Raw genomic sequence first — 22,703 nt, 5'->3', positions numbered from 1 at the left:
TGCCATATACATTACCTCTAATCACGATATAATCAGGAGATCTTGACATTGCCATAAACAGAGCCGTAGACCTTAGTATGACACCCCACACTAGCATTGCCCTAAACCTTGCCTAAACAACCGCATGATCATAAACCGCGGCATTGCTATAAATACGTACACTACCGGATAATTTTTCATTCCCATAAACCCACGCATAATGATAAACTCAACCGTTATAAAAAAGATGAGCATTGTCATAAACATGAGCACCAAAATACACATAGGTTTTATCACATATAAGGGTATTGCCATAGACATAGCCCCCAATGGCAGTATTGCCATAGCCCCTTGTATTTTCATAAACACGACCAGATTTTACAACACAGGCGTCATCTGCAACCCAGTAATTGCCATCATGATAGAGATTGCTTTCAATTTCAATAAAAGCATCTAGACCGCCTTTCTTACATCACCAAAATCTTTTAAAGCACGAATGCGATATAATATATATGACCAGTCACGAAATCCATTTGATTGATCTATTCATATTTTGGATGGTTTTTTCTGATTAACAGGAGCGGTTTCATTTGCAATGAAAGAAATAACCGAGGTGTTTTTTGATATAGTTATCATAATTAAACCTGTATGTTTTTAAAAAATTTGAACAGACATTAAGCTAACTCCAAACCAAATGTTTGTTGAAGCAAGTGCTCTGTTCAAACTAATAATAACATATTCATTACCTAGTAGTAGAATATCAACTCCTACACCTGCATAAAGCGAAGCAATAATCCGCCCATATAGCTATGCTGCATAACTATATTAGAACCCAAAATCATCATTGCTGCACTCGCAACACCAGCAGCAAAACGGATCAAAAGGACTAAGTGTTAATGCTATGAAAATAATAAGTGCACTCATTACTATAGCTGCACAAGATCGCATGCGAGGAGCAAGAGATATATTCCCAATCTGCCAAACGTAAAGAACATACTCCCAACTAAATAACCATCATAATTAGCGCTTGGTATATAAGAACGTTGATTAAAGGTAAACAATCCCTCATCCAACATAACTGGCAATATTGGTGTATAGAGAAATCACCAGATACCCATATCAAAACCATACCGAATACAGCATTTTGAAACAATTCAAATCTTGAAGGTTGTTTTTCCTCCTTATTGTTCCTTTAACTGGTGATATTTCTCATCCGCGTTCCATCTCACCATAACAGCCTTTAGCTCCAAAAATAGAATAAAAGAAAATTTAGCTATCTATTTTAATGCTCAAAACAATATATTTAGCGATCTACTATCAACATCGCCAGATCAGTTGTACAATAACATATTGAATTAATATGTATTTTTATGTTATAAATGTTTATAGTTAAATTGAAAGCATATTTAGATAATCTTGTTTTTTATCTCGATATTCAAAATGACTAACCGAAGAATTATATACGCAGCCGTAAATTTTGCTTCTCTTAAAATCATTTGCTTATTCGCTAAAAAACTTAATAAACAACTCAAATAACCATTTTCATAAAAGAGGAAATTGGCTTCTTTTTAGGTAATATTGTTATTTAGGATAATATGAAGTTGAAAAATTTGGTGCACCCGACAGAATTCGAATCTGTGACCTCTGCCTTCGGAGGGCAGCGCTCTATCCAGCTGAGCTACGGGTGCTTCACACTGATTATTAAAATCAGTTATGGTCTTTTAACTAATCATACTCTTAGCTTCAATGCTAAATTATCATTCTAATAAAAAAATTACTTGTTTGTGATTTATCTAACGACGCACTCCTTTTACTTTTTAATGATACTTTACCTTGAAATAACTTCTCTTTATTCAATGCTCTTTTTATTATAAAAAGAGCTTTTATTACAACTTCAAAACTCTCATAAATAAGTTACAACATAAATTATAAGTATCAGGATAATTTTTAAATGGCTACATTACCAAGTCGCTTTCATTTTATTTCCGCAGAAACTGAGGAGGCTATCAAAGCTACCCATAAATTAATTTCCGTTTATGGTCATTCTTCTCTGGAAGAAACTGATATTGTTGTTGCAATCGGTGGTGATGGGACAATGTTACAAACCGTACGAGACGTCATGAACACAGGCAAACCTATTTATGGCATGAATCAAGGTTCTGTAGGATTTCTTATGAATGAATTTCATGAAAAAAAATTGCCCAATCGTATTGCTGCCGCACATAAAAAAGAAATCCATCCCCTGCGCATGATTGCAAAATCTGAATGTCAAGATTCTATCGAGGCGCTTGCAATTAATGAAGTATCCCTCTTTCGGCAATCTTATCAAGCCGCAAAAATTCGCATCACCATTGATAACAACGTACGCATGGAACAATTAAGTTGTGATGGTGTCCTCGTCGCTACACCAGCTGGATCAACCGCCTATAATTTATCAGCACAAGGACCTATCTTACCTCTTATGGCTCCCCTTATGGCCCTCACTCCTGTTAGCCCTTTTCGCCCTCGGCGTTGGCATGGAGCTTTGCTTCCCAATACAGTAACAGTGCGCTTTGATATGCTTGAACCTGACAAACGCCCTGTAAACGCTGCTGCAGATAATATTGAAGTTAAATCTGTCCATTCAGTTACTATTTCAATGGCAACAGAAGTAACAGCTTCAATCCTTTTTGACTCAAATCATTCATGGGATGAGCGCATTTTATCAGAACAATTTCGCTATTAATGATTGTATTATGCGTTTTATGTGTATATGATTGTTATAGTTAATTTTTTGTAAAAACATCTTAACACTTTTAAAGAGTGTAGAATATTGGTTATAATTATCATTTAGATAACGCAGTTAAAATCACAGAGCAGTTGATAAAAAAATGATACCATCTTTAAACAGTTTTGATGATTTAGGTCTTTCCGCAAAGGTTATTAATGCGGTGAAATCAGCGGGGTATACAGCTCCAACACCTATTCAAAGCGAAACAATTCCGCATGTCCTTCAAAGAAAAGACGTTTTAGGAATCGCCCAAACGGGAACAGGTAAAACTGCCTCTTTCGTATTGCCTATGCTCACTCTCCTTGAAAAAGGTCGTGCAAGAGCACGAATGCCCCGTACGCTCATCTTAGAACCAACAAGAGAAATTGCAGCTCAAGTTGAAGAAAATTTCGATAAATACGGAATAAATCATCGTTTAAATGTTGCTCTTTTGATTGGTGGAGTTTCTTTTGAACTCCAAGATCGCAAACTTGAACGGGGAGCTGATGTTCTTATAGCAACACCAGGGCGCCTTCTTGATCATTGCGAGCGCGGTAAACTGCTCCTGATGGGCGTTGAAATCCTTGTGATTGATGAAGCTGATCGCATGTTGGATATGGGCTTTATTCCTGATATTGAACGCATCTGTAAGCTAACTCCTTTTACGCGTCAAACTTTGTTCTTTTCTGCAACAATGGCGCCAGAAATTACAAAACTAACGAAACAATTTTTACATTCTCCTGTATCTGTTGAAGTTACAAAAGCATCCTCAACTGCAACCACAATTACACAGCGGCTTGTCAAATCTGGAAATAAATCATGGGATAAAAGAGCGGTTTTACGAGAGCTTATCCAAAATGAAGGTGCAGAGCTTCAAAATGCAATCATTTTCTGTAATCGAAAGAGAGATATCTCTGAACTTTTTAGATCGCTCATCAAACATAACTTTAATGTAGGGGCACTTCATGGAGATATGGACCAATATTCGCGCATGAACACCCTAGCTGATTTTAAAAATAATAAACTTACACTTCTTGTTGCTTCTGATGTTGCTGCCCGTGGACTCGATATTCCAGCTGTAAGTCATGTATTTAACTATGATGTTCCTACACATGCTGAAGACTATATCCATCGAATTGGTCGTACAGGGCGTGCAAATCGCAGCGGAAAAGCTTTTACAATTGTCACAAAAGCTGATCAAAAATATATCAATGCCATCGAAGAAATGAGTAATGAAAAAATTGAATGGCTCAATGGAGATCTCTCAACTTTAATAGCTGATGATCAAACAGAAGATATTGTTGTAAAGAAAAAATCTTCAAAACCATCAAAGAAAACTGCTCCAAAAGAGCCTGTTGTTCACACTAAAAAATCTGTAGAAGAGAATAAAATAGAATATATCAAAAATGCAAATAATAAGGAGAAGCCATCTGAGCAACAACGCTCACGAAAAAATAAGAATTACACACCCATTGGATTTGGTGATGATATTCCTGCTTTCATGCTTATAAAAACGTGTAAATAAACCCGTTCTTTACTCTCTTTAAGAGTGAAATGAACGAAATACTTTAAAAAAATCCGCTCTTATTTCCTAGAGAGCCTTTCCGTTACCTTTTTACGCCCTAAAAGCTGCAAAATTTTTCCCATTTCAGGTCCATGATCCATGCCCGTAAGTGCCTGACGTAATGGCATAAATAAAGCTTTTCCTTTTCGACCTGTTTTTTCTTTTAATGCTGTTGTCCAAATTTTCCAACTTTCCTCATTCAAAGCACCTTCAGGTAAGAAATCGAGTGATTGGTGCACAAAAGCACGATCCTCTAGTGCTACTGTATCAAAATTCTGTTCATCATGAATGATTTTCCACCAAAAAACAGCATCATTGACTTTATTAATATTGCTTCTTATCGCGTTCCAGAAATATTCCGCCTTATCTCCCTCAATAGAAAGTTTTTTAAGGCGCATTTTTACTTCCTCATAGGTTAACTCATGGACAAGATGACTATTCAAAGCAAGAAGATCAGCAATATCAAATTTTGCAACGGATCTTGACGTATCTTGGAGATTAAAATGCTCTAAAAGCGCAGCTTGATTGGGATAGGGATGCACATTTTGCGATGTCCCAATCAAAACGGCAAGGCATTGAACAGCTATAGATTCAAATCCTTCTTCCCGTAGAGAACGAATAGAAAGATCATTATTACGTTTTGAAAATCCTTTTCCTAAAACTGTCGCCAATAAATTGGTATGAGCAAAAACCGGTAATTCTGCATTAAGAGCTTTAAAAAGAGCAATTTGAGCGCCTGTATTTGTAATATGATCATCCCCACGAATAATATGCGTAATAGCCATATCTACATCATCAACAATAGACGGCAATGTATAAAGATAGGTTCCATCTTCACGAATAAGAACAGGATCTGAAAGAGAAGCTAAATCAATCGTCTGCTTTCCCTTTATTGCATCATTCCAGCAAACTTCTGTTCGCTTTGTGTGTAAAGGATCACTTTCAAAATTAGGAAGAAGAAAACGCCAATGGGGTTTACGACCTTGTGATTCAAAGTTTTTTCTCTCTTCTGTTGTCAACTTCAATGCTGCACGGTCATAAACAGGAGGCAATTTGCGTGAAAGCTGGATTTTACGACGCCGCTCTAATTCCTCTGTTGTCTCATAACAAGGATAAAGAAGACCACGTTGTTTGAGAATTTCTGCCACTTCATCATATCGATTAAATTGCTTGGATTGGTAATAAATTGCATCTGGTTGAATACCAAGCCATTCAAGGTCAACAGCAATAGCATCGATATATTCTTGTTTAGAACGTTCAATATCTGTATCATCATAGCGTAAAATAAATTCTCCCTTATACGCTTGCGCATAAAGCCAGTTGAAAAGCGCAATACGGATATTGCCAATATGAATATAACCTGTTGGAGAGGGAGCAAAACGAACTTTAACCATAAAATAATACTCAATTTTTATCGCGAAAATGATTGACTATGGGATAGCGACGATCGCGTCCGAAATTTTTATAACTGATTTTTATACCAGGCGCAGATTGACGCCTTTTATATTCGGCACCATAAAGAAGCTGTTCAACTTTCGCAACAGTTTCTCGTGAATGTCCACGTTTAACAATATCACAAATACTCATGTCATTTTCTACAAGAGATTGTAATATATCATCTAAAATAGGATAAGGCGGAAGAGAATCTTCATCTTTTTGATTTTCTCGCAGCTCTGCAGAAGGCGCTTTTTCTATAATATTGGATGGAATGACAATCCCTTCTGGTCCTCTTAAATTGTGCAAGTGATTTTTATTGCGCCACTCAGCTAATGCATAAACCTGCATTTTATAAATATCTTTTATAGGATTAAACCCGCCATTCATATCACCATACAGTGTTGCATATCCCACAGCCATTTCTGACTTATTGCCTGTCGTTACCACCATTGAACCGAATTTATTTGAAAGAGCCATTAAAACTGTACCACGTATACGACTTTGAAGATTTTCTTCTGTTATATCAGGGGGTACCCCTAAAAAAAGAGGTGCCATTGTTTCAAGAAAAGCTTCAACAGCTTGCTCAATCGGTATGATTTCATAAAGACACCTTAAAAGTTGTGCACATTCTTTAGCATCTTTTAATGATTCTTGCGAAGTATAATGATAGGACATCATAATGGTGCGAACCCTCTCAGCACCAAGAGCATCCACCGCCATTGCCGTACACAGGGCAGAATCAATTCCTCCTGAAAGACCAAGAATAACATCCTTAAAGCCGTTTTTATTAACGTAATCTTTCAACCCCAAAACACAAGCTTGATAATCAGCCGCTAATCCATTGAGAAGACTTTCATTAGGACCTGAAATACAGTGCCATCCCGTCGTTGTTTTTTGCCAATGGCTTAAAGCAATATGGCTATCAAAGTGTTTCATTTGAAATATCTTTTTGCCTTGTCCATTCAAGGCAAAAGACCCACCATCAAAAACGAGCTCATCTTGACCACCTACTTGATTAGCGTAGATAATTGGCACTCCAGATTGTAGAGCTTGCGTATGAATAACATCTATACGTTTTAAAGTTTTATTACGATAGTAGGGAGATCCGTTAAGGACAAGAATAATTTCCGCTCCTTTATCTTTAAGCTCTGTACTCAGAGAGGAATCATTCCAAAGATCCTCACAAATGACTATTCCTAATTTGATTCCATGATAGACAATAGGCTGAGGACGTGGACCTGAAGAAAATAAACGCTTTTCATCAAATTCAGCATAATTAGGTAAATCAAACTTCAAACTTTCGGCAATGACTCTCCCTTCATCAAGAACCATGACAGCGTTGTAAATATTACCATTGCGCCTTAATGGAAGACCAATGACAATTCCTGGTCCGCCTACGGTTATCTTTGCTAATTTCTCAACAGTCTCTTCACATGTTTTTGTAAAAGCAGGTTTTAGAACAAGATCTTCCGGCGGATAAGCGCTTATAAAAAGTTCCGTGAATAAAACAAGATCAGCCCCCTCTTCTTTGGCCTTTTGATGCGCCATGACAGCTAAAGAAAAATTCCCCTCAATATCACCGACAATAGGATTCAATTGGGCAATTGATACCCGAAAATCATTTTTCATAAGCCTTTGTATCATTTCATCAGTTTAGCAACCACAACTTTATTCTTCATCATCGGAAATATCACTTTTTTAAAAATTCTCTTCTGCCATAATGACCTAAAAAAATATTAAGTAAATTTTTGCCTACCCCTCAGCAGCAATTGCTAACGAGTCAGTCGCACGATTTTTTTTAAGGAGTTCAGCAACAAGAAAAGCCAATTCTAACGCTTGATCTGCATTTAGCCGAGGATCACATTGCGTATGATAACGATCAGATAGATCGTCCACAGAAATGGCATGCGCCCCTCCTGTACATTCAGTAACATCACGACCTGTCATCTCAATATGAATGCCCCCTGGATAAGTTCCTTCTCCACGATGCACTGCAAAAAAATTCTCTACTTCTTTTAAAACATAATCAAAGGGACGCGTCTTATAACCATTGGCAGTAATTGTATTGCCATGCATTGGATCACATGACCATATAACCGCACGCTTCTCGCGTTCAACGGCACGGATGAGTTTAGGCAGATAACGTTCAACTTTATCATAACCAAAGCGCGTAATGAGAGTAAGCCGCCCCAACTCGTTTTCAGGATTTAAAATATCAATTAATTTTAAAAGCTCATCAGACTCAATGGAAGGACCACATTTTAATCCTATAGGATTTTTAATGCCGCGACAATATTCAACGTGAGCATGGTCAATCTGACGCGTACGGTCACCAATCCATAACATATGACCAGATGTTGCATACCAATTTCCTGAAGTTGAATCAATCCGAGTCAAAGCCTCTTCATAACCAAGCAACAGTGCTTCATGACTGGTATAAAAAGATGTTTCACGCAATGAAGAATGTGTTTTGGATGTAATCCCTATAGAACGCATAAAATCAATTGCTTCAGAAATACGCTCTGCCAATAATTCATAACGTTCCCCCTGCGGACTGTTAGAAACAAAACTCAACATCCATGTGTGAACATTTTCTAAATTAGCATAGCCACCTTGTGAAAAAGCACGCAATAGATTAAGTGTTGCCGCAGATTGGCGATAAGCCATAGACATCCGTTGCGGATCTGGAATACGAGAACCGGCTTCAAATTCAATGCCATTAATAATATCCCCACGATAAGCAGGAAATTCAACCCCCTCTTTTCTTTCTATATCAAAAGAGCGAGGCTTTGCAAATTGACCAGCAATACGACCAATTTTAACAACCGGTTTAGAACTACCAAAGGTTAAAACAATCGCCATTTGCAAAAATACGCGAAAAAAATCACGGATATTATCAGCTTCATGTTCTGCAAAGCTTTCGGCACAATCACCACCTTGTAATAAAAAAGCTTGGCCTTTCGCAACGGCTGCTAATTCATTTTTTAAATCACGTGCTTCACCTGCAAAAACTAAAGGAGGATAGCTTCTCAGTTTTCGCTCAACATCTTCTAACATAGACTTATCCGGATAAGTCGGAACTTGTTTAATTGGCCTTGTTCTCCAAGTGTCAGGCGCCCATTCTTTTATCATTACACTCTCTCTAAAGATTAAGCTTAAAGATTAGCATATCAAAAACTTTTTACCATAATATATGCTGTTTAACTTTCTATTTTCTTCCCATTTTCATATATATAACTTGGTTTATACATTGTTACCAATTCTTCTGCCATCGTTGGATGCACTGCCATCGTCTCGTCAAAGATATCCTTCGTCAGCTTACCCTTGAGAGATATCCCTATAAGCTGTGCCATCTCACCAGCATTTTCCCCTAAAATATGAGCGCCCACAACAATACGGCTTTCACCATCAACAATGAGTTTCATAAGCATTTTCTCTGAACTACCAGAAAGAACATTACGCATAGGACGAAAAACTGTACGATAAATTTCAAGACGCTTATAACGCTTTACCGCCTCTTCTTCTGAAAGACCCACCGTTCCAATCTCTGGCTGTGAAAAAACTGCTGTTGTAATTAAATCATAATCAGGTGTTGTGGGAATATTCTCAAATGCTGTCTTAACAAAACACATTGCATCATGAATCGCAACAGGTGTTAATTGAATATGACCTGTTACATCACCAACAGCCCAAATATGGGGGATATTTGTTGTCATTTTCTCATCAACAACAACTGCACCAAATTCATCCACTTTAACACCTGCCCTATCAAGTCTTAAACCCGTTGTATTTGGTACACGCCCCGTAGCCAACATAATCTGATCGGCACTGATTATTTTCCCATTTGATAAAACAACTTCATAACAATTTTCTGCAGCCTGCACTTTAGAAATTGTTATTCCGTAGAGAATAGAAATCCCTTTTTCAATCATTGCATCGCTGAGCAATTGCCGCAAATCATGATCAAAATTACGAAGGATTAAATCACTCCGATGGAGGAGTGTTGTTTTTACACCTAATTCATGAAAAATATTAGCAAATTCAACACCAATATACCCTCCACCAACAATGACTATTGATTTTGGGAGTTGATCAAGGTCAAAAATCTCATTAGAAGTAAGGCAAAATTCACCACCTTCTATGGGAGTATTTTGTGCAAATTTTGCTCCCGTTGCAATCAAAATTTTTTCTGCACTTACCCGCTCACCCGTGGCAGAAAGCTCTAATGTGTGATCATCTATAAAAGTAGCACGACTTTCATAAATATGCACATTGTTATTTTCTAATCCCTTACGATACAGCCCTTCTAACCTTGATATTTCTTTATTTTTAGCTGCAACCAACTTTTCCCAGCTAAAAATTGGATCCGCATATTCCCACCCAAAACCAACACTTTTCTTAAATTCTTTTACATATTGTGATGCATAAACATAAAGTTTTTTGGGAACGCAACCACGAATAACACAAGTGCCCCCTATACGATATTCCTCTGCTATAGCGACCCGCTTGCCAAGACCTCCAGCAAGCCGTGCTGCACGCACTCCACCAGAACCACTTCCAATAACAAATAAATCAAAATCAAAAGAGCCCACGAATTATTCCTTCTTATATAGCTGCAAGAATAGGCTAAGGTCTTTTATTATCAAATGAAAGTCTTTTTTTCTTTTGAAGAAGCATTTTTTATAAAGCAGTATTCTAAAAAGACCTACTCTCATTAAAATATTAAAAACGGCGGGAAAACCGCCGCTATTAAAAAAATCAGAAATTGCCCATTGTTGTCATGATATCGATCAAGCTATTTTTTATTTTCTGAAGATTCTGATTTTATTGGCATATTTGTAGGCATAGTAGAATTATTCAAATTAAGTGTTTCAGACATCTCTTTTTTCACATTTTCTACAAGATCCCGCATAAGAGCAGTACGCCATATATCAAATGCTGAATAAGAATCACGTGCAATATTGGGGACTTCTGTCAAAAACTTTTTACCGGTATCAGAATTATAAAATGTTGTTATCGCATCAAGCTCTTTTTGAGTAAAATATTTTGCATATACATGAGCAATCTCTTTTTCTAGATCAGAGCGCCTTTTAATTAAAGCAAGCGCCTGCTTATCAACAATATCAGAAATAGCTGTTGCTAAATTCGGATCATCGCTGATCAGTTCATTTTTGAAATCATGGACCGCATTTGGTAAAAAACTATCAAATTGATCCGTTGCATGAATAGCTCTGATTGCCTTTCGCGCTGAATCCAAATGTTGATCACTCACACCTTGTGCATAAACCGTTCCAACATTTACAAAAAAAATAGCAATTACACTAAAATATACGACAAAACGCTGAAAAGAAAATATTATTTTCATTTAATGATTACCCCGATAGCTAATTATAATTTTAATTCGTTATTCTACCTAAAATCTTTAAGACCCTTTATTTACTGTGCTAACATATCATCATGTAAATGCCTTTTCTAAAAATCAAACGGTTCTAAAACTTTTATTTGACCATCAGCCATAGCGACAATTGCACGTGAAGCCAACCCCAAAAAAAGGCCATGCTCAACAACACCAGGAATAGCAAGAAGTGCATCCGATAATGGTTTTGGTTGCAAAATGCAGCCCCAAAATGCATCAAGAATAAAATGGCCACCATCTGTTTCAAAAGGATCTTTTCCATTCATTCGCAATGAAATTTTCCCAGAAAGCCCTAAATCATCAGCGACTTTTTCAATGGCTCTGCATGTTGTGTGGATACCAAATGGATTAACTTCAATTGGTAGTGCAAAAGCACCAAGTCTTTTTACCACCTTTGTTTCATCCGCAATGACAAGCATTGCACGAGATGCCGATGCTACAATTTTTTCATACAACAATGCTCCCCCTCCCCCTTTAATGAGCATCATCTCAGGACCAATTTCATCTGCTCCGTCAATATCAAGGTCCAGCTCAGGTATTTGTTCTAAAGTGCTAACAGGCACTCCAAACTTATGACAGAGTTGTTCAGAATATCTTGAAGTAGCAACACCAGTCACACGCAAACCATCCGCAACACGCTCACCTAGAAGACGAATAAATTCATTGACTGTCGAACCAGATCCGATACCAAGCCGCATACCATCTTCAACAAACTCAAGCGCTTTAATAGCTGCCATTTTTTTTAACTGCTGAACATTCATGAATGACTTTGCCTTCTATCCGTATAAGCAGCATTTATCACCCCTATTACCACCGATAATAATGATAATAAAAGATAACCTCTTGACGCAATCTATTTAAATTTACCATCATCTTTTGCTTGAAGAGATGTTACCCGTTATAGAAATATATGATAAGAATAAAATAGAATAATCAACAATTATCTTTTTTATTTCTTTGAGAAGATTTGTTAGCATTTTTTTCATTCAATAAGAATTTTTGATTTATCTTGTGCTATCAATAGGATGCACAAAGATGCACATATCAATTTTTTTGAAAAAATTAAAATGATCAGATATAAAAAATCATCTATTTCTAGAAAACTGTAGATTATTATCTCGTTTCAATGACGTTGATAAAATTACCAATCTAAATACCGTAAAATATTATGAGAAAAGTCTTCTGTTATTTTTTGTTTTGTCATTATCCAAATGTGAAGCAAAATATGACCGATTATATGTTTTTATGAATGCTGTCTGTGCATATTCCATGGTCTATGAAACCCTAGAGAAGACCAAATAATATCTCCACCTTTGGTCATCATAACGCTTCCTCGTGATAACAATTGTTGAGGCATAAATATTATTTTTGCCTTCTTGTAACAAGTTGGATTATGCATCACAAATGTCTGAATGAGAATATCTGCCTCTACACATTGATCTGTTTCTCTCTGTAAAACGATCACTTTTAATCCATTATCCAATAAAGATGTACATACATGATAATCACAAATAAATTGTCCGTGCAACGAAGGACCATATTTTGTTGGTTTAATCGTTTCATTCACACGAAATGACTTTTTCCATATGGATGTCGTGAACTTAGAAATATGGTAACGATCGATATATAATTTTTTATCATGGATAACGCCCACGAGACGCATATTATCTGCTATAATCAGTTGTACAGGTGAATGCATTACACAAATAGAAATACCTGTCAAAATAAACAAACTAAAAAAGAGTCGGATGGGTGTTTTGCAAAAAGTCAGTCCAACCAAGCCTATACTCAATAAAACTAACGCTGATAACGGCATAAAACCAGGATTCAAATCAGGAGAAATAGCCTTGATAGCATGTGCAATCTTTATTACAAGATCAACTCCAAAACCCATAATTTGAAGAGGAAGCCATTCGAATCCTCCTAACATTGCAAGAACTGCGATTAATCCAAAGGGAATGACAAAAATTGAGATGACAGGCAAAGCAAAAGCATTACTAATAATGCTCAAAGATGCCATATTAGAAAAATGATAAGCAGCATAAATTCCACTTGCACTCCCTGCAACAAAGGAAGAAGCACATGTTGAAAGCATCGATGAGAAAACAAAATTTATCACTCCTCCTCCAACATAAGAGGGAGTTGTTTTTCTTTTACGAAAAAATGATCTTCCACTCCACCAATCAAAAAAAGCGATCAAAGCAGCAGTCGCAGAAAAGGACATTTGAAAGCTAGGACCTAATATTTCATGGGGTGTCATCGCTAGAGTTATCAACCCTGCAATGGAAAAATTACGCATTGTTATAGCAGAGCGATTACACAATATAGCAACCAACATAACAGCAATCATCACAAAACTTCTTTGCGCTGATATTGCTAAGCCCGACAATAACAAATAAAAAGCTGTTATCATAAAAGCAACGATAGCAGCAAATTTTTTACTGGAATAATAGGAAGAAAAAACTGGAAAAAATGCTAAAAAACTACGGATACTCAAAAGAACTATGCCGCTTAACAACGCCATATGTAAACCTGATATTGATAAAATATGAGCTAATCCAGCTGTACGTAATGCTTCATTTGTCTCATTTGAAATACCAGCACGCTGCCCTGTTATGAGGGCAGCTGCAACACTCCCCTTTTCTCCTTCAAGGGCTATATGGATTCTTTGTGTCATCTTCGTGCGTAAATTTTCAATTTTCTGTAGAATGATAGCGAATATTCCATCAGGCTGCGAAACGAATATTTTTCTTGGTTTTTCTAAATAAACGCCTTGTGCTCCAATTCTTTTAAAATAATTATGAAAACTAAAATCGTAGCCTCCTGGACGCACAGGCCCAGAGAATGCACGAATCTTAACTTTTCCATGCAGTCCATCACCAATCGCTAAGCCAGATGGCAAATATCTTGCCGATAAACGAACACGATGAAGACTATGTCGTAATACAGGATTTTCTGTATTCAAAATCTCCAAAACTAAACGAAATCCTCCTTTGGCACCTGACTCAATAGAAACAATTCTTCCCGTCAATGTAGTGACAATGTCACTGCTTAGCATGGGTGTTGCAATACGCCACGTTTCTATTTTTGCCGCTAAAGCACCCAATATAATACAAAACAGAAACCCCACGGGAATCCATATTTTTCGATAAAAACGTGCAACATAGAATATTCCCAGAAAAATACTGACCAACGCCCCCAATTGTCCCCAACTTGGTTCCCACTCTAAATGAAAATAGAAAATGATTCCTAGGGCAAAAAAGACTAAAATCAGCGAAAAAAGGATACCAAAAGAAACTTCTTTATTGATACAATCTTCTAACCATTTGCGAAAAAAAATGATTACTTCTTTTAAGAGTGTCAATAAAAAAATTTTTTGTTGGTTATAGCTACCGTTCTTTGCATCATCATATCTAGAAAAAACACTCTGCCCTATCTGACATGGCTTTTTTCCTTCTGTAACAGATTTTTCGGATAAACCCTCTTTACTTTTATAAAACATCAGTCCCCCACTTTAACTCGCAATACGGCTATTGCACGCCCCATCACTTATGCTAACATGACTTTTCTATAAAATTCCATAAGTAATATCTTAGTTTAAAGGAAAATATTCGTGTCTGTTATTACTCGTTTTGCCCCTTCACCCACTGGCTTCCTTCATATTGGTGGTGCTCGTACTGCTCTTTTTAATTGGCTTTATGCAAAACATACCGGTGGAAAAATGCTTTTACGAATTGAAGATACAGACCGAGAGCGTTCAACAGAAGCAGCTGTAAAAGCCATTATAGATGGCTTGCACTGGATGGGTCTTAGTTACGATGGCGCCCCTATTTCGCAATTCGAACGTGCAGAACGTCACCGCCAAATCGCTGAACAGTTGGTCAAGAATGGTAAAGCATATTATTGTTATGCTTCACCTGAAGAGTTAGCTGAAATGCGTGAAAAAGCCCGTGCAGAAGGGCGCCCACCACGTTATGATGGACGTTGGCGCGACCGTGATAGTTCTGAAGCTCCTAAAGGTGTTAAGCCTGTTATTCGCATCAAAGCCCCTCAAGATGGAGAAACGATTGTACATGATCGTGTTCAAGGTGATGTCCGTTTTCCCAATAAAGATCTCGATGACTTCATTATTTTGCGTTCTGATGGTTCGCCTACCTATATGCATGCTGTTGTCGTTGATGATCATGATATGGGCATCACACATATTATACGTGGTGACGATCATCTTACCAACGCAGCCCGACAAACGATTATCTTTAAAGCAATGGGATGGGATATTCCTGTTATGGCCCATATTCCTCTTATCCATGGTGAAAACGGTGCAAAATTATCAAAGCGACATGGTGCGCTCGGTGTTGATGCCTACCGAACAATGGGATATCTTCCTGCTGCTTTGCGCAATTACCTTGTCCGTTTAGGTTGGAGTCATGGTGATGACGAACTGATGTCACTTAAAGATATGATTTCTTGGTTTGATATTGAGGATATTAACAAAGGTGCTGCTCGTTTTGATCTCAAAAAGCTCGATTCCATCAACGGACACTATATGCGTATGAGTAATGATCAAGAACTTTTTGATGCCGCTCTTAATATTCTACCAGAAACCGATAGGGGAGCACAAATTATTGAAAAACTTGATGAAAAACGCCGTGTTCAATTTTTAAAAGCAATCCCGCATTTGAAAGAACGTTCAAAAACACTGTGCGAACTGATTGACAATGCCTCCTTCATTTTTACGCAACGACCTTTACAACTTGATGAAAAAGCTCAAATGCTCTTAGATAAAAATGGACAAACCATTTTAAACGATCTTTATCTTGCTCTGAAAGCGTGCCCCTCTTGGGATACAAAAACTCTAGATGAAACACTTCGCTCTTGTGTCCAAACACAGAATCTCAAATTTGGATCTATCGCCCAACCACTTCGCGCAGCTCTTACAGGATGTGCAACATCACTAGGTGTTTTGGATATTCTTATTTTATTAGGACGCGATGAATCCCTTCATCGCATCAAGGACCAACTTATCACAACAATATGCCCATGATGTGCACTGAGTATATTTCCTCAAATAAGGATCTATACAGATATCTCAACGCGCCTTAAAAGAGTTTTTTATGTTATATCATTGAAATACATTTCTTATTGAGTAATAATGATCAATAAGGAAATATTTTTAGATTGCATGTACTCACTTTTAGAGGCAATCTACCCTTAATATAAGTAAGAAAAGCTTCAGTTATACATCCCCCACTCTGATGAAGCAGAGTCTTAATTTTTAGAAGTGAAGGATCTGAAAGGAATACCGAATGTCTGAGAATAACGCATATATTATTGTGAATGATAAAAAAGTAGAGCTTCCCTTGCGTAAAGGCACGAGTGGACCTGAAGTCATTGAAATTGCTTCTCTCTACAAAAAAACCGATATTTTTACTTATGATCCTGGTTTTACTTCAACAGCTTCTTGTGAATCAAAAATTACTTATATCGATGGTGATAAAGGTATATTGCTTTATCGTGGTTATCCTATTGATCAATTGGCTGAAAAAGGAGACTTTCTCGAAAGTTGTTATCTTTTACTTTATGGTGAACTCCCAACACAGCAAGAAAAAAATGAATTTGATCGATGTATTATGCAGCATACCATGGTACACGAACAGTTTGCACGCTTCTTCCATGGCTTCCGTCGTGATTCTCATCCTATGGCCGTCATGGTTGCCTGCCTTGGCGCTATGTCTGCGTTCTATCACGACTCTATTGATATTACAGATCCTCACCAGAGAATGATTGCTTCTGTTCGTCTTATCTCAAAAGTTCCAACGCTTGCTGCTATGGCCTATAAATACAGTATCGGACAAGCATTTGTTTATCCACGTAATGATCTTAATTATGCTGCAAATTTCCTCCATATGTGCTTTGCAGTTCCTTGTGAAGAATATAAAACAAACCCTGTGCTTGCTCGGGCGATGGATCAAATCTTTATCCTTCATGCAGATCATGAACAAAATGCTTCTACATCTACGGTACGTCTTGCTGGATCCTCGGGTGCTAATCCGTTTGCCTGTATTGCAGCAGGAGTTGCATGCCTTTGGGGACCAGCACATGGTGGTGCCAATGAAGCATGTCTAAAAATGCTACAAGAAATAGGTTCTATTAAAAGAATTCCTGAATTTATTGCACGTGCAAAAGATAAAAATGATCCTTTCCGCCTTATGGGCTTTGGGCACCGTGTCTATAAAAATTATGATCCACGTGCAAAAATCATGCAAAAAACCTGTCATAAAGTTTTAAAAGAACTCAACATTCAAGATGACCCTCTTCTTGATATTGCAATAGAGCTTGAAAAAATTGCCTTAAGTGATGAATATTTTATTGAGAAAAAGCTTTATCCCAATGTTGATTTCTATTCCGGCATTACATTAAAAGCTCTAGGTTTTCCAACTGAAATGTTTACTGTCCTTTTTGCATTGGCGCGCAGTGTCGGGTGGGTGGCACAATGGAAAGAAATGATTGAAGACCCTGCACAAAAAATTGGTCGTCCTCGACAACTCTACACAGGCTATGCTATGCGTGACTATGTTCCTATAGATGAACGTGCAAATTAAAAAAAGAGATCAATAAAGCTTCAATTTACTGAAGCTTTATTGAGAGTAATCAAAAAACATCCTTTAAGAATTTTTATAAAACGTGATTTTAAAACTCTTTCTACAGAGATAACATCATCATAAAAATTTACTAAAAAATTCTAAGTTTTAGCTCTGTAAAGAAATTGAGAATACTTTTCTGCGAATTAGCCAAACATTTAGCAAAAAGAAATTGAAAATTTTACCTTATAATCCTCATTATCTTTAATAGAAATGTATTCCCTATCATTCCCCCATGTTTAAAAGCCCTATTACATATTAAAATCTAGCAATGTCAGAATTTTTCTTTCTATCTTCTTCAGATAAAATTGCAAAAGGCTTACATTAAGTGCTTTTCTAAGATGCCAAAACTTCTTATCCCTCTTCAAATAGATTCGAATAAAAATACTTTACATTTTGTCCTGTTAAGAGCTGAAATTTTCTTTGTATTTAAGTTAATAGTTTTTCTTTTAAAGATAAATTATTGATTTTTTTAAGTAAAATCATTAAATCATATAATCAACAAGAGGTGTACTTCTTTCCTGTATTTTTTATTCCCATACTTGATAAGAATAAATCATTTTTTTGATAATGATATCCAGCATAATGGTAGCAAAATGAACAAAGATAAATTTTTTACATTGCTCCAAAAGAGCTTACAGATTATAAAAACTCATGATGGTTTCATATTTGCCAGCTTATCTAATAGGAGAACATAATGAAATTATTAGCAGGAGTTCTTATAATAAGCGCGACACTATTTACCCTATCGGCCAATTCTCAAACGCTGAAAATTGCAAGCGATGCTTCTTATCCGCCATTTAGTTATATTGACTCAAATAACGAACTTCAAGGGTTTGATATTGATATATCTTATGCTCTTTGCAAAAAAATGAATGTTGAATGTACTATTGTCACACAAGACTTCGAGGGGATGATTCCCGGTCTTCTTGCCAAAAAATACGATGCTATTGTTTCTTCCCTTTCTCCTACAAAAGAGCGCTTACAAAAAATTGATTTTACAGATCCTTACTACAATACAGCACTCGCTGTTATTGTTACCAAAAATTCGGAAATTAAAGAAATCTCAACACAAGCCTTTAGAGGTAAAAACCTTGGTGTACAATCAAATACAACACAAGCTGCATATGCGGAAGATCATTATGCCTCTGAAGGAGTTAATATCAAACTTTATCCTACAGCAGCAGAAGTTAATCGTGATCTTTTAAGCCATCGGCTTGATATCATCATCTTTGATAAATTAAAAGCATTAAATTGGCTTGAAAATGAAGGAAAAGACTGCTGTCTCCTATTGGGAACTCTAGAAAAAACAAATTTTCCTATTGCAATTGCACTCCGTCAAAATAATAATGATCTTAAAAACAGTTTTAATAAAGCAATAGAAGAAATCCGCGCCGATGGAACCTATGAGAAAATTATGAGAAAATATTTTACTTTCGATATCGATTAGATCTCACTATGAATTAAAATTCAATCTGTATATTTAAGGAGTATCTTTAACTCTTTATTGGACATGCAGGTATAATTGGAAATTCGGCATTTCTATAAGAAAATTTACATTTATCAAAATAATTTTTAATTGTTCCTCAATATTTAAACACTTTATAGAATCTAATGACAACGATAAAGTTGTATTTTTATCGTATCAAAATCTAATTTTTTGATAATAATGCCCAACATAATGATCTAAAATAAGCATCAATAAATTTTTGAATTGCTCCAAAAAAGCTTACAGATTATAAAAACATAATGATTTCATATTTGCCCGCTTATCCAATAGGAGAACATCATGAAATTATTAGCAGGAGCTCTTATAATAAGCGCCGTACTATTCACCCAATTGGCTGATGCGAAAACATTAAAAATTGCGAGTGAAGGCACCTACCCTCCCTTTAGCTATATTGACTCAAATAATAAATTGCAGGGACTTGATATTGATATATCTTATGCACTTTGTAAAAAAATGAATGTTGAGTGTACTATTGTTACACAAGACTTCGAGGGAATGATCCCTGGACTTATTGCAAAAAAATATGATGCTATCATTGCTTCCCTCTCTCTCACACAAGAGCGCTTACAAAAAATTGACTTCACAGATCCTTACTACGATACAGCACTGGCTGTTATCGTTACCAAAGCTTCGGGAATTAAAGAAATCTCGACACAAGACTTTAGAGGTAAAAATCTTGGTGTGCAATCAAATACAACACAAGCTTTCTATGCAGAAGATCATTATGCTTCTAAAGAGGTGAAAATCAAACTCTACCCTTCCACAATAGAAGTGAATCGTGACCTTTTAAATCATCGACTTGATGTGATTATTGTTGATAAATTACAAGCATTAAATTGGCTTAAAAATGAAGGAAAAGATTGCTGTCTCCTCTTGGGAACTCTAGAAGAAACAAGATTTCCTATTGCAATTGCAGTCCGTCAAAATAATAATGAACTTAAAAATAAGTTCAATAAGGCGCTAAAAGAAATCCGTTTGGATGGAACTTATGAAAAAATTATGAGAAAGTATTTTACAGGTGATGTTTATTAAATATCGATATGATATTTAAATGAAACCTACTGGTTATTGCTAAAAAATATTATCGAACTCTTTCATGAGGAACACAGGAATGATTGAAAATTTAGCATTGCTATCATTTAGCAATGGTGGATGGGGAGTGGTTATACTTTCCAGTGCAGGAATGACTTTGTCATTGGCATTATGTTGTGGCTTTCTAGGATTTCCTCTAGGACTTCTCAATGCAGTGATGATTCGATCCAATATTAAGATGGCCAAAGCTATGGCACGCCTCTTTTCAACAGTATTCCGTGGGCTACCAGAGCTTTTAACTTTGTTTTTAGTTTACTACGGATTACAAAGCCTTATTCAAAATTTATTTGACTATTTTAATTTTGAAATCATGTTCAGTATCAATGCATTTGTTGCTGGTGTTCTTGCCCTTAGTATGGTTCTTGCAGCTTTTTCTTGTGAAGTTTGGCTTGGAGCATTTAATATTTTTGATAAAGGTCAATATGAAGCGGCTAAAGCTTTAGGACTTTCACGGTCAACCACATTTTTTCGTATTGTCTTCCCTCAGCTCATCCGAAATGCCTTGCCAGGACTTTCTAATAATTGGCTTACTTTACTGAAAGATACATCCCTTGTTTCTACCATCGCGCTTGTTGACCTCATGCGACAAACGAATTTAGCTGTCGCTGCTACCAATAAACCCATGCTATTTTATTTTGTAGCATGCTTACTCTATTTGTTATTTTCAGCGGTTTTTACTGCAATCTTACGCCATTTGGAAACATACACTCAAATAGGCTATAAAAAGGTGCTAGGTCAATGATTCCTGAGTGGCTTTATTTCCTTTTTAATCCTGATCTTTTAAGCCATTATGGACCCAAATTTATTAATGGCTTTATTGTTACTGTTGAGCTTGTTTCTATCTCTTGTTCTCTAGGTCTTTTTCTTGGTATGCTTATCGCTTTTGCTCGTCTATCAAAGAATACATTTTTACAATATTTTGCAAATGCTTATGTCTATTTTTTCCGTGGCTCTCCTTTATTAGCTCAACTCTTTCTTTTTTATTATGGGCTTGGTTCAATGAATAGTTTTTGGCAACAGGTGGGACTATGGTGGTTTTTTCAAAACGCCTGGTATTGTTGTCTTTTTATTTTTACACTCAATTCTGCTGCCTATCAATCTGAGATCTTTAAAGGAAGTTTTTTATCCGTAACAACTGGACAGCGTGAAGCATCAAAAGCTTTAGGTTTAAGCAACTCTGTCACATTTTTTAGAGTTATTCTTCCACAAGCAATGATTGTAGCATTACGCCCCCTAGGAAATGAGTTGATTTTAATGATTAAATCCAGTGCTGTTGCCTCACTTATTACTGTTTATGATTTAATGGGAGTTGCTAAACTCACTTATTCACGGACTTTTGATTTTCAAGTTTACGTTTGGGCTGCTCTTATCTATCTCTTTATCGTTGAACTCATTCATCGTTTTATTGTTTTTATCGAACAGCGCCTCACTCGATATTTACGTTAAATAAAATGATCATAAAAAACTTTACCAAACCAAAATGTTGAATTAATCACGTTATTCATCAATGAAAGAATAAAATAAGATGAATTTGAAAAATAATAAATCGATCTCTCCCAATAAAAAACCAGTGATCTCTATTCAAAATCTAAATAAATGGTATGGAAACTTTCAGGTCCTACATGATATCAACTTTAATGTTCAAGCTGGTGAACATATCGTTATTTGTGGACCATCCGGATCAGGAAAATCAACGTTAATTCGTTGTATTAATCAATTAGAACAAGCACAAAAAGGTTCAATCTGTATCCATAACGTTGATATCCATACCGCTCCTATACAACAGCAAAAAAAAGTTCTTCGTAAGATAGGAATGGTCTTTCAGAATTTTAATTTATTTCCCCACATGAGCGTTATACAAAATTGTATTTTAGCACCTATGACCGTTCAAGGGCTTTCCAAACAACAAGCACAAGAACGGGCAATTCGTTACTTAACACATGTTGGTATTGAAAAACACTGTGAAAAATATCCTTTACAACTTTCTGGTGGGCAACAACAACGTGTTGCGATTGCCCGTGCACTTTGTATGGAACCTGAAGTCATGCTTTTTGATGAACCAACCTCTGCTCTTGATCCAGAAAGTGTGGGAGAAGTTTTGGAAGTGATGGCTCGATTGTCCGACACAGGGATCACAATGCTTTGTGTTACCCATGAAATGGGCTTCGCACGTAAAGTCTCAGAAAGAATACTCTTTCTAGAAAATGGAAAAATTGTTGAAGATACAGCCTCTGAAGAATTTTTTACCAATCCTAAAAGCCAACGTGCTTGTAATTTTCTTGCTAAAATTAAATATTAATCATTAAAATATTGCT

General features: G+C 36.3%; 17 protein-coding genes, 1 tRNA gene and 1 pseudogene. 9 read left to right on the top strand and 10 right to left on the bottom strand.

Going from position 1 to position 22,703, the window contains the following annotated elements:
* Positions 1–90: 90 nt before the first annotated feature.
* From ACFILH_RS01945 to ACFILH_RS01935, 3 genes and pseudogenes are all read right to left on the bottom strand, one after another.
* Entirely contained in the window at positions 91–324 is a 234-nt protein-coding gene (locus ACFILH_RS01945; RefSeq protein WP_375631224.1) for a hypothetical protein, read from the bottom strand.
* Between the two features lie 422 nt (positions 325–746).
* Positions 747–1,055: pseudogene (locus tag ACFILH_RS01940) on the bottom strand (YbfB/YjiJ family MFS transporter).
* A 535-nt stretch (positions 1,056–1,590) separates the two neighbouring features.
* Positions 1,591–1,667: transfer RNA gene (locus tag ACFILH_RS01935), tRNA-Arg, on the bottom strand.
* Between the two features lie 263 nt (positions 1,668–1,930).
* Between ACFILH_RS01935 and ACFILH_RS01930 the strand changes: the two genes are divergently transcribed.
* Entirely contained in the window at positions 1,931–2,704 is a 774-nt protein-coding gene (locus ACFILH_RS01930; protein WP_273790691.1) for an NAD kinase, read from the top strand.
* Between the two features lie 145 nt (positions 2,705–2,849).
* Positions 2,850–4,253, top strand: coding sequence for a DEAD/DEAH box helicase (locus ACFILH_RS01925; RefSeq protein ID WP_375631225.1), 1,404 nt, complete (start codon positions 2,850–2,852; stop codon positions 4,251–4,253).
* A gap of 59 nt (positions 4,254–4,312) precedes the next feature.
* Here ACFILH_RS01925 and gltX (ACFILH_RS01920) read toward each other — a convergent pair whose 3' ends face one another.
* From gltX (ACFILH_RS01920) to ACFILH_RS01890, 7 genes are all read right to left on the bottom strand, one after another.
* Complete coding sequence (gltX, locus tag ACFILH_RS01920) at positions 4,313–5,686, bottom strand: glutamate--tRNA ligase (RefSeq protein WP_375667277.1); 1,374 nt, start codon at positions 5,684–5,686, stop codon at positions 4,313–4,315.
* A 10-nt stretch (positions 5,687–5,696) separates the two neighbouring features.
* Complete coding sequence (locus ACFILH_RS01915) at positions 5,697–7,358, bottom strand: NAD+ synthase (protein ID WP_375667276.1); 1,662 nt, start codon at positions 7,356–7,358, stop codon at positions 5,697–5,699.
* Between the two features lie 123 nt (positions 7,359–7,481).
* Positions 7,482–8,861: a class II 3-deoxy-7-phosphoheptulonate synthase gene (locus ACFILH_RS01910; protein WP_375667274.1), complete on the bottom strand. Its 1,380-nt coding sequence runs from the start codon at positions 8,859–8,861 to the stop codon at positions 7,482–7,484.
* Between the two features lie 68 nt (positions 8,862–8,929).
* Positions 8,930–10,321, bottom strand: coding sequence for a glutathione-disulfide reductase (gene gor, locus ACFILH_RS01905; protein ID WP_375643541.1), 1,392 nt, complete (start codon positions 10,319–10,321; stop codon positions 8,930–8,932).
* 203 nt (positions 10,322–10,524) lie between these two features.
* The gene (locus ACFILH_RS01900) at positions 10,525–11,094 is read right to left on the bottom strand and encodes a DUF2059 domain-containing protein (protein WP_375643542.1); all 570 of its coding nucleotides are present in this window, start codon (positions 11,092–11,094) and stop codon (positions 10,525–10,527) included.
* 107 nt (positions 11,095–11,201) lie between these two features.
* Complete coding sequence (gene rpiA / locus ACFILH_RS01895) at positions 11,202–11,906, bottom strand: ribose-5-phosphate isomerase RpiA (RefSeq protein WP_273790684.1); 705 nt, start codon at positions 11,904–11,906, stop codon at positions 11,202–11,204.
* 482 nt (positions 11,907–12,388) lie between these two features.
* A complete protein-coding gene (locus ACFILH_RS01890) occupies positions 12,389–14,647 on the bottom strand; it encodes a ComEC/Rec2 family competence protein (protein ID WP_375667273.1) in 2,259 nt (752 codons plus the stop codon).
* A 111-nt stretch (positions 14,648–14,758) separates the two neighbouring features.
* On the opposite strand from ACFILH_RS01890, the gene gltX (ACFILH_RS01885) reads away from it, so the two are divergent.
* From gltX (ACFILH_RS01885) to ACFILH_RS01855, 7 genes are all read left to right on the top strand, one after another.
* Positions 14,759–16,189, top strand: coding sequence for a glutamate--tRNA ligase (gene gltX / locus ACFILH_RS01885; protein WP_375667272.1), 1,431 nt, complete (start codon positions 14,759–14,761; stop codon positions 16,187–16,189).
* Positions 16,190–16,451: 262 nt separating this feature from the next.
* Entirely contained in the window at positions 16,452–17,747 is a 1,296-nt protein-coding gene (gltA, locus tag ACFILH_RS01880; RefSeq protein ID WP_273790681.1) for a citrate synthase, read from the top strand.
* A 736-nt stretch (positions 17,748–18,483) separates the two neighbouring features.
* Positions 18,484–19,236, top strand: coding sequence for a transporter substrate-binding domain-containing protein (locus ACFILH_RS01875; protein WP_273790680.1), 753 nt, complete (start codon positions 18,484–18,486; stop codon positions 19,234–19,236).
* A 339-nt stretch (positions 19,237–19,575) separates the two neighbouring features.
* Positions 19,576–20,328 carry a transporter substrate-binding domain-containing protein gene (locus ACFILH_RS01870; RefSeq protein WP_375631231.1) on the top strand — a complete coding sequence of 251 codons (753 nt, stop codon included), beginning with the start codon at positions 19,576–19,578 and terminating at the stop codon, positions 20,326–20,328.
* A 79-nt stretch (positions 20,329–20,407) separates the two neighbouring features.
* Complete coding sequence (locus tag ACFILH_RS01865) at positions 20,408–21,130, top strand: ABC transporter permease (protein ID WP_273790678.1); 723 nt, start codon at positions 20,408–20,410, stop codon at positions 21,128–21,130.
* Complete coding sequence (locus tag ACFILH_RS01860; RefSeq protein ID WP_273790677.1) at positions 21,127–21,834, top strand: ABC transporter permease; 708 nt, start codon at positions 21,127–21,129, stop codon at positions 21,832–21,834. The genes ACFILH_RS01865 and ACFILH_RS01860 overlap by 4 nt, the downstream gene beginning before the upstream one ends.
* A gap of 79 nt (positions 21,835–21,913) precedes the next feature.
* A complete protein-coding gene (locus tag ACFILH_RS01855; protein WP_273790676.1) occupies positions 21,914–22,687 on the top strand; it encodes an amino acid ABC transporter ATP-binding protein in 774 nt (257 codons plus the stop codon).
* Positions 22,688–22,703: the final 16 nt, after the last annotated feature.

It is taken from the genome of Bartonella sp. CL435QHHD, from assembly GCF_042195095.1.
GTDB lineage: Bacteria > Pseudomonadota > Alphaproteobacteria > Rhizobiales > Rhizobiaceae > Bartonella.
Note: the sequence above shows the minus strand (reverse complement) of the source record. Positions and strands in the feature narration are given on the sequence as shown.